Source organism: Pseudoalteromonas sp. ESRF-bin5 (genome assembly GCF_002632075.1).
GTDB lineage: Bacteria > Pseudomonadota > Gammaproteobacteria > Enterobacterales > Alteromonadaceae > Pseudoalteromonas > Pseudoalteromonas marina.
On record NZ_NTLW01000258.1, the window covers coordinates 1 to 7,447 of the forward strand.

Below are 7,447 nucleotides of genomic sequence, written 5' to 3' on the forward strand. Positions count from 1 at the left end.
TGAAGCGCAAACAGAGTCGTTAGTTGAAGAAAGCGATGACTTTGATTTGGACGATATCGACAGCTTAATTGATGAAGCAGATGAAGATTCCGTAAGTGAAGCGCAAACAGAGTCGTTAGTTGAAGAAAGCGATGACTTTGATTTGGACGATATCGACAGCTTAATTGATGAAGCGGACGACGGCTCAGCAAATGAAACATTAACAGACAATTCAGTAGAAGAAAGCGATGACTTTGATTTGGATGACATCGACAGCTTAATTGATGAAGCAGATGACGATTCAGCTAATGAAACGCTAACAGAGTCGTTAGTCGAAGAAAACGATGACATTGATACTGCTTTGGCCGGTTCTGTCGATGATTTAGCTGATGCACAAGAAGAGTTAAATGTTGATGATGTCGAATCTTTAGCTTCAGCTTTGATTGATGAATCTGAATCTGAATCGGAGAATGAGTCTGAAGAAGAGCCTGAGCTTGAAGAAGAGCCAGAGCTTGTAGAGGAGCCAGAGCTTGTAGAGGAGCCAGAGCTTGCAGAAGAGCCTGAGCTTGAAGAAGAGCCAGAGCTTGAAGAAGAGCCAGAGCTTGCAGAAGAGCCAGAACTTGAAGAAAAGCCAGAGCTTGAAGAGGAGCCAGAGCTTGCAGAAGAGCCTGAGCTTTTAGAGGAGCCCGAGCTTGAAGAAGAGCCAGAGCTTGAAGAAGAGCTAGAGCCTAATGAAGTGCTTGAAGACTTTGGGGCCGATGATTTTACAGACACATCAGACACGCTTTTAGATCCAGAAGATTTACTGGATGAATATAACGATGATGCGTTGCAAAGTGTAGACGAACTCTTAAATGAATTACAACAACCAGAAGACTCAGAATACGTAGAAAGCCCTGATTGGACACTTGATGATCTGGACGATGAAATTGAAGAGGTTGAAGTTGATCTAGGTGATGATCCCTTAGCAGAAGACACAGATTCTGATTTATCCCTTGAGGATGAATTACTAGAAACAGAATCAATAACGCCTAGTGAAGAGTTAGACGATTACCCTGAGTTAGAAATAGCTGAAGATCAAGGGGCTGAAACGCAAGAATCTACTAGCAATGAAGGTGAAAATGTTGTTAGTCAAACAGAAAAAGATTTAGCTGACTCTATTTCTAAGGGCGCAGACTTGAGTAACTTTGACGAGGAACTTGATGATGAGCCCCATGCCACTGCTGATTTTGATGAAGTCCCAATAATTGATGACAATGAGCTATTGGCGGTAGGCGATGCTGAAGAATTCGCGACAAAAGAAGGGCATAATGAATTAGATGATGACGAAGAGTTTGCAGAAGAGGTTTCAGATTTTTCGGATAATGATATCGAGGTGCTGGCTGATGAAGAACTTGATTCAGAACTATCACCAAGTCAAACAGAGCAAGAATTATCACAAGCGCTCTCATCAAGTATTGATTTAAATAGCCTAGAAGATGACTTTGACGATGAGCCGTTAATCGATAGTGAGTTTGAACAGTCAGATTCTGGACTTGATACTAATTCAGAAAGTGAAGAACCACTACCAGAAATTACAGATGAAGCATTGTTATCGCAAGAGGACTTTGATGATTCACAGGTTGATTTAGCAGGGTTAGACGCCGACTTAGAATTTGATTCTGTCAATGCAGAAGACTTTGAGGAGCTTGTTTCAGAGACGCCAGATGGTGATACTGATAACGACGAAGAGCTAGATGGATTAAATTTAGATGAAGTTGTTAGTGATACCACAATTGATGAAACTTTAGATGCAAGCCTAGAGCCAGAACTATCACCAAGTCAAACAGAGCAAGAACTATCGCAAGCGCTCTCATCAAATATTGATTTAGATAGCTTAGAAGATGATTTTGATGATGAGCCATTAATTGATAGCGAGTTCGATGAATCAAATTTAGAGCCTGAAATTAATGAAGAAGCCAACGTTTTAGTCCCAGAGGATACGGACGAAGATTCATTACTAGGCGCTGATTTAGAATTTGATTCTGTGGGTGTCGAAGGCGTTGAAGAGCAAGTTTTAGAAACGCCCCAAAACGACATTGAGAGAACGGATACTAAAGAATTTGAACAAGATTTAGATGATGATGGCGGCAGTGCGATTGCTCAGGAAGTCGACAGTGAGCATGAACGAGAATTATCACCAAGCCAAACAGAGCAAGAACTATCGCAAGCACTTTCATCAAATTTTGATTTAGATAGCCTAGAGGATGACTTTGATAATGAACCATTAATTGATAATGAGTTTGATGAATCAGAGTTAGTGCTAGAAACTAATGACAAGACTGAAGTATCAGCGCCTGAAGCTTCTGATGAAAGCCAAATTTTAGACGAAAACCTTGAATATTCACAAAACGATTTAGCAGAAACCGGTGTTGATTTAGAACTTGATCCTTTACCTGTTGAAATAGATGAGGTGCCAGTTTCTGATGTTGACGCTGATAGCACTGATTTACCTAATAGCGTAGAGTTTGAATCATCTGATTTAGGCATCGAGCAAACTGTTGATGATGAACTAGATGAACTAGATGAACTAGATGAACTAGATGAACTAGATGAACTAGATGCTGAGCTTGAAATCAATGACGAGGTTGAGGGATCAATTGCTCAAGTTAACGATGATTCGGTTTCGGTAGAAGAAGTTGAAGAGCTACTTCCTAATAGACCGGATAATGGTGCTGATTTCTCAGGTTCAGGTGAAGATAATAGTGAAATAACCAGTGACGATGCGTTAAATCCAGAGCTTAATGACAACGAAGCTGATAATCAAAATTCAGCTGAAGATGATATAGACAGCGCGGGAACTAACTTTAATGACGACCTGTTAATTGATGAATTTAATGAACTAGATGGTGTGCTCGACAATCTTAACGACTTAAACGATGACACACTTGATGATTTACTCACAGAGTCGAATAACGCTGATGCGGACTATTTAGCGCCTGATAGTAGCGTTGGGCTAGACAATCCAGCATTTATAAGTGAATCGGACGATGAAATAAATGAACAAACTAATGTTGATCGTGAAGCTGAACTAACTCAAGTTGATTCTCAGGGTGATACTAACCTTGTATCAGATGAAGCACTTGATGATGAATTTATGGCTGATTTAAGTGAAACCGATTTCGATTCATTGCTCAATGAGTTAGCCGCTCCCGATGAACTTGCTATAGAAGATAGCAGCGAGTTTGATGTTGACTTTGATTCTTTATTGAAAGAAGACTTAGTTGATGAAGAAGTCTTCAATCATAAAGAGCCAGTCCCTGAAGACGCAAAACCTTTAGGTGAAGACGATTTTGTAGATATTGACTCATTACTTGAGCAAAGTGACGATGCTGAACTTGAGCATGAGCCTTACAATGACGTAAATATAGACTTAGGTTTAAGTGAGTTTGATGCATTACTTGCTGGTGATAATCCAACAGACGTTGATGCCGAGAGTGGAGGTTACTCCGCTAAGTTAGACTTAGCACGTGCCTATATTGAAATCGACGACTTTGATTCCGCGCTTAAGGTGATTGAAGACGTAATAGCAAAAGGACCTGAAGAAGTTCAAGAAGAAGCGCTTAGTTTGCAAGCAAAATTACAACAATAGCTTTTGTGTTAATTTAAATACGATAAACCCATAATTGGTGATGCTGATTATGGGTTTTTTATTGTTTTTATATGATTACATCACGGTCGCTTTTATTGCGCCGCGAGATAGCATAAAATGCGCCGTTAATTAGTACAGTAGGTAAAACGATAAATATGCGAGTAGCACTTGGGGTTGAATATAATGGCGCACGTTATAGTGGTTGGCAGCGTCAATCGCACGTAAATAGTGTACAACAAGAAGTAGAAAAGGCGCTGTCGAGTATCTGTAACCACCCAGTTGAAATTGTGTGTGCAGGGCGAACTGACGCAGGAGTGCATGGAACAGGCCAAGTTGTTCATTTTGAAACCAATGCATCTCGTGAAATGGTCGCGTTTACTATGGGTATGAACACTTTGCTACCTAAAGATATTGCTATTCGATTTGCTCAACCTGTTGCAGAAGACTTTCATGCACGTTTTAGTGCAACCGCAAGAAGGTATCGCTACGTTATTTATAACTATCCATACCGTGGAGCTGTTATGAACGAGGGTGTTACTCATTTCCATCACAAGCTAGATGAAAAGGTAATGCAAGAGGCGTGTCAGCATTTAATTGGTGAGCATGACTTTACATCATTCAGAGCATTACACTGCCAAGCTAATACCGCTAAACGTACAATTCATCATTTATCTGTTCAGCGCCAAGGTGATTACGTTGTAATTGATATTAAGGCGAATGCATTTTTGCATCATATGGTGCGCAATATAACCGGTTGCTTAATGGATATTGGCTTACACAAGCACCAACCTATATGGTTAAAAGAGCTATTAGATTTAAAAGAGCGTGCTAAAGCGAGTGCAACCGCTAAAGCCGCTGGTTTGTATTTAGTCGATGTTGATTACCCAGAGCAGTTTAATATTCCTAAAACCCCACTAGGGCCATTATTTTTACCTGATGTTGATATTTAGTTAGAATTATTAATCGCTAAATTTAATTTCCTCTAACTACTAAGACCAGTTTTTTATACCGTGTTTGTGTAATTCATGTTTTAATTGAAAAAATCTGTTTGCTACTTATTAGCAGACTCGCGACACAGAACAGCATTAAGAGAGTTGCAAATGAGTTGGTTAGAAAAAATCTTACCTAAAACGACTAAGTCGTCAGGTCGTAAAGAAATTCCAGAAGGCGTTTGGGCTAAATGTACAGCTTGCGATTCAATTTTATATAAAGCTGAACTAGAAAAATCATTAAACGTCTGTCCTAAATGCGACCATCACATGCGTGTGAGCGGCCGTAAACGTTTAGAGCACTTTTTAGATGAAGGTGACCGCACGGAGCTTGGTACTGAGCACGAGCCTAAAGATGTATTAAGGTTTAAAGACTCTAAAAAATACTCAGACCGTATTAGCGCAGCCCAAAAATCAAGTGGCGAAAAAGACGCGCTAGTTGCAATGAAGGGCCGCTTAAAAGGCATTCCTGTTGCTGCGGTTGCTTTTGAATTCTCATTTATGGGTGGTTCAATGGCTTCGGTTGTTGGCGCACGGTTTGTTGATGCCGTAGACCAATGTTTAGAGCACAACATGCCATTAGTGTGCTTTTCTGCCTCAGGTGGTGCACGTATGCAAGAAGCACTTATGTCGCTTATGCAAATGGCCAAAACCAGTGCAGCACTTGCTAAAATGAGCGAAAAAGGATTGCCATTTATTTCGGTAATGACCGACCCAACAATGGGTGGTGTATCGGCTTCATTAGCAATGCTAGGTGATATTAACGTTGCTGAACCAAAAGCCTTAATTGGCTTTGCTGGCCCGCGAGTAATAGAACAAACAGTTCGCGAAACCTTACCAGAAGGTTTTCAGCGTAGTGAGTTTTTACTTGAGCACGGTGCAATAGACATGATTGTTGACCGCCGTGAAATGCGTGATACGTTAGCACGTGTGCTTGCTAAATTTATGAACTTGCCTTCTACTGAACAAGAGCATAGAGTAGCGTAAATTTAAGCTTTTCTGATTTATGCTATGACAAAAACAATCCCTAGCCAATCATCAAGCCTTGATGATTGGCTTTTTTATTTAGAAAGTGTTCACCCAGCCAACATTGCAATGGGCTTAGAGCGCGTTGCAGATGTTGCCAATAATATTGGCTTATTAAACACTTCCAGCAAAATTATTCTTATTGGCGGCACAAACGGCAAAGGCACGACTGCGCGCTGTTTAGAATCGCTACTACTTGCGCAAGGTTACAGCGTAGGTACTTACGCCTCTCCTCATTTAATTCGATATAACGAACGTGTTCGCATAAATGGTCAAGAGCTTGATGATCAATACCATGTTGATGCCTTCAACACGCTAGAGCAAGGCCGGGGTAGCACACCGCTTACGTATTTTGAGTACGGTACGTTGGGGGCACTGGCTATTTTTAAGCGCTTTGAAGTAGATTATGTATTATTAGAAGTTGGCTTAGGCGGGCGTTTTGATGCAACAAATATAGTAACGCCATATGCAAGTGTGATTACAACCATCGATTTAGACCACAAAGAATACCTTGGCGATACCCGAGAGCTGGTGGCGTACGATAAAGCGGGTATATTCCGCAAAGATACCCCCGCTATCATTGGGGACTTAAGTATCCCGCATACAATGATTGATTACGGTAACGAGATTAGTGCCAATATGACATTATCAGGCACTGACTTTATTTTTAAAGAGCACGACAAAACGTTTAATTGGCAATTTGAAAAACATAACCTTACACTCAATAAACCTGCAATACCCGCGCAAAATGCAGCGACTGCTCTAACAGTGTTGAGCGTTTTAAATTTATTACCCAATGTTGATGTAATAAAGAATTGCTTAGCTAACTTGGTGGTGGAAGGGCGCTTCGAACAGTTAAGCACAGAGCCATTGGTATTTACAGACGTCGCTCACAATCCAGAGTCAGCTCGCTATTTAGCCAATAAGTTATTAAGTTACAAAGATAAAGGCTTTAAAGTTCATGCATTAGCCGCTATGCTTGCTGATAAAGATAAAGCAGCGGTGCTCAAAGAGCTAGCCCATCTTGTTGATGATTGGTTTCTTGCTAGCTTAGGCGGCCCTCGTGGTGATAGTGCTAATAACCTAAAAGAAGCCCTACAAAGCGTATCTACTCACGACAAGGTACAAAGCTTTGAAAGCGTTGAACGAGCACTGAGTGTTATTTTACCTAAGCAACAAGACAATGTTATTTTAATTGTATTTGGTTCATTTTTTACAGTAGCAGATGCTATTAATTATTTTAAAAAATAGAGAGGATATCGGTGAACTCAAGTTTTATAAATCGCTTAGTTGGAACAAGTATTGTGGTGATCGCAGCGATTGTGTTTATCCCAAACATACTTGATGGCGAAAAAGTGCATTACAAGGAAGGCTTTAAAGCGATCCCAGAGCGACCTGAGTTCAAAACGATTGACTTGCAAGACTCAATTAATGATCAAGTAGCTATAGCTGAACCGTTAAAGCAAGATAACATTGAAGATATTTCTCCTGATGATGACGTTTTAGAGCAAGACGATACTATTGCACAAAGTAACTTTGCTAGCGAAGAGAAAATAGTTGAAGCGTCAGTTATACCTAAAGCTACAAAAACTGATATTGCTGAACCGCAAGTTGCTAAAGCGAAAGAAGAGACTAAGGTTCCCGAAAAAGTAGTTAAAGAGGCACCTAAGCCTATTACGCCGCGTAAAAGTGACGAAAACCTAACTGATATGGCCTATGTGGTGCAGTTAGGTAGTTTTTCTCATGCTGCAAATGTTAAAGCATTACAGGCTAAATTAACTTCAAAAGGGTTTAATACGTTTACTAAACCTATAAAAACACC

5 protein-coding genes are annotated in these 7,447 nt (G+C 40.4%); all 5 read left to right on the forward strand.

Annotation, left to right across the window (positions count from 1 at the left end):
- A partial coding sequence (locus tag BCG07_RS15925) for a FimV/HubP family polar landmark protein (RefSeq protein ID WP_286891059.1) occupies positions 1 to 3,610 on the forward strand: 3,610 nt, incomplete at its 5' end.
- Positions 3,611 to 3,765: 155 nt separating this feature from the next.
- Complete coding sequence (gene truA, locus BCG07_RS15930) at positions 3,766 to 4,560, forward strand: tRNA pseudouridine(38-40) synthase TruA (protein ID WP_243531220.1); 795 nt, start codon at positions 3,766 to 3,768, stop codon at positions 4,558 to 4,560.
- A gap of 150 nt (positions 4,561 to 4,710) precedes the next feature.
- Positions 4,711 to 5,586: an acetyl-CoA carboxylase, carboxyltransferase subunit beta gene (gene accD / locus BCG07_RS15935; protein WP_243531218.1), complete on the forward strand. Its 876-nt coding sequence runs from the start codon at positions 4,711 to 4,713 to the stop codon at positions 5,584 to 5,586.
- 24 nt (positions 5,587 to 5,610) lie between these two features.
- Positions 5,611 to 6,876: a bifunctional tetrahydrofolate synthase/dihydrofolate synthase gene (gene folC, locus BCG07_RS15940; protein WP_286891062.1), complete on the forward strand. Its 1,266-nt coding sequence runs from the start codon at positions 5,611 to 5,613 to the stop codon at positions 6,874 to 6,876.
- Between the two features lie 11 nt (positions 6,877 to 6,887).
- Positions 6,888 to 7,447: SPOR domain-containing protein (locus tag BCG07_RS15945; protein ID WP_286891063.1), on the forward strand; the 560-nt coding region annotated here is incomplete at its 3' end.

What these genes read in the sequence shown, in the direction of transcription:
- truA (WP_243531220.1), top strand. Translation starts at nt 3,766, where the DNA reads ATGCGAGTAGCACTTGGGGTTGAATATAATGGCGCACGTTATAGTGGT.
- accD (WP_243531218.1), top strand. Translation starts at nt 4,711, where the DNA reads ATGAGTTGGTTAGAAAAAATCTTACCTAAAACGACTAAGTCGTCAGGT.
- folC (WP_286891062.1), top strand. Translation starts at nt 5,611, where the DNA reads ATGACAAAAACAATCCCTAGCCAATCATCAAGCCTTGATGATTGGCTT.